The sequence below is a fragment of the Micrococcus sp. HMSC31B01 genome, from assembly GCF_001816085.1.
Classification (GTDB): domain Bacteria; phylum Actinomycetota; class Actinomycetes; order Actinomycetales; family Micrococcaceae; genus Micrococcus; species Micrococcus luteus.
The window spans coordinates 1-1894 of record NZ_KV825409.1; the positions used below are offsets into that span (position 1 = coordinate 1).

The window sequence follows — 1894 nt, forward strand, 5'->3', positions numbered from 1 at the left end:
TGCGCCGCGAGCGCGGTGGCCGCGGCGCGGGCCTCGGAGGCCTCCTCCGCGGTGAGCGTGCGGTCGGGGGCGCGGAACCGCAGGGAGAACGCGAGGGACTTCCGCCCCTCCGGCACGCCCGCGCCCCGGTAGACGTCGAACAGCTCGACGGCCTCGAGCAGCTCCCCGGCGCCCTCGGCGAGGGTCGCGCGCACGTCCCCGGCCACGACGGCCTCGTCCACCACGAGCGCCACGTCCTGCGTGCTCACGGGGAACGTGGACAGCGGCGCGGCGACCACGGTCTCGGGCGCCGCGGCGCACAGCGCGTCCAGGTCCAGCTCCCACACGCTCATGCGGGCGGGCAGATCCTCGGCCTCGAGCCACTGCGGGTGCAGCTCGCCGGCCACGCCCACCACCCGGTCCCCGTGCTCGGTCACGACGACGAGCTCGGCCACCCGGCCCGGGTGGAACGCGTGGTGCCGGCCCTGCCGGACGGTCAGCTCGACGCCGAGGACGTCGGCCACGTCGAGGGCCCCGGCGACCGCGTCCTGCCAGTCCACCGGGCGGGGGGCGTGGTCCGGCCCGGGCGCCGAGTCGTGCCCGGCGTACAGACCGGCCACGTGCCACGGCTGGGCGGGGATGCCGGCCTCGAGGTCGGCGAGGACCTCGGGGGAGGGATGGACCGCGCGCGGGGGGATCGTCGCCGAGCCCAGCTGCGCGCCGGGCAGGAAGACCAGCCCCATCTCGTACAGCGCCAGATCGCGGAAGCCGCGGCCGAGGTTGCGGCGCGCGGTCTCGACCAGGCCCGGCAGCAGCGACAGGCGCAGGTGCCGGTACTGGGAGGCGATCGGATTGGCCAGGGCCACCATCGCCGGGACCTGGCCCTGCGCGTCCGAGTCCGCCCCGAAACGCCGGTTCTGCTCCTCGGAGACGAACGGGTAGGCGAGCACCTCGGTGAGACCCGCGGCCGCGAGCGCGGCCGACACGCGGCGACGCTGGGCCTGGCGGCGGGTGAAGCCGCGGCCCGGCGGGGCCACGGGCACCACGGAGGGGATCGCGTCGTAGCCGCGCAGGCGCGCGACCTCCTCGGCGAGGTCCTCGGGGATGCGCAGGTCCGTGCGCCACGACGGGGCGGTCACGGTCAGCCGCGGGGCGGCGCCGTCGGCGGCCTCGGTCACGGCCACCTCGGCGCCCAGGGCGCGCAGCGTCTCCACGACCTCGTCGGTCGTGTACGCCACGCCCACCAGGGCGGAGGGGAAGTCGGCGGCCATCTCGACGACGGCCGGCTGCGGCCGCGTCCCGACGTCGGTGACGCCGGGCTCGGCGGTGCCGCCGGCGAGCTCGACGAGCATCTGGACGGCCCGCTCGGCCGCCTCGTCGGCGACCTCCCAGTCGACGCCGCGCTCGTTGCGCTTCGACGCCTCCGAGGGCAGGCGGTGCCGGCGCCGCGTACGGGCGATCGACACCGGGTCGAAGTTCGCGGACTCGACCACGATCGTGGTGGTGGCGTCCGTGACCTCGGTGGCGGCCCCGCCCATGACGCCCGCCAGGCCGATGGGGCCGGAGTCGTCCGTGATGAGCAGGTCCTCGGGGTCGAGCTCGCGCTCCTTGCCGTCGAGGGTGGTCAGGGTCTCTCCGGCCCGCGCGCGACGCACCACGATCTCACCGGAGAGCGTGTCCGCGTCGTAGAAGTGCAGGGGCTGGCCCAGCTCCCACATCACGTAGTTGGAGATGTCCACCGGCAGGGAGATGGTGCGGATGCCGGCCAGGCGCAGGCGCGCGGCCAGCCACGGCGGGGTCGGACGGGTCGCGTCCACACCGGAGACCGTGCGGGCGACGAAGCGGGTGGCCCCGGGCTCGCCGTGGATCGGCGCGTCGTCGTCGATGCGGACGGCCGGGCCGGCGTCGTCGGCCG

The 1894-nt window shown here is 76.5% G+C and carries 1 protein-coding gene; it reads right to left on the reverse strand.

Features of this window, described 5'->3' with window-relative positions; all coding sequences use genetic code 11:
* On the reverse strand, positions 1 to 1894 hold a 1894-nt coding region (gene pheT / locus HMPREF3105_RS11515), incomplete at both ends, for a phenylalanine--tRNA ligase subunit beta (protein WP_070709722.1).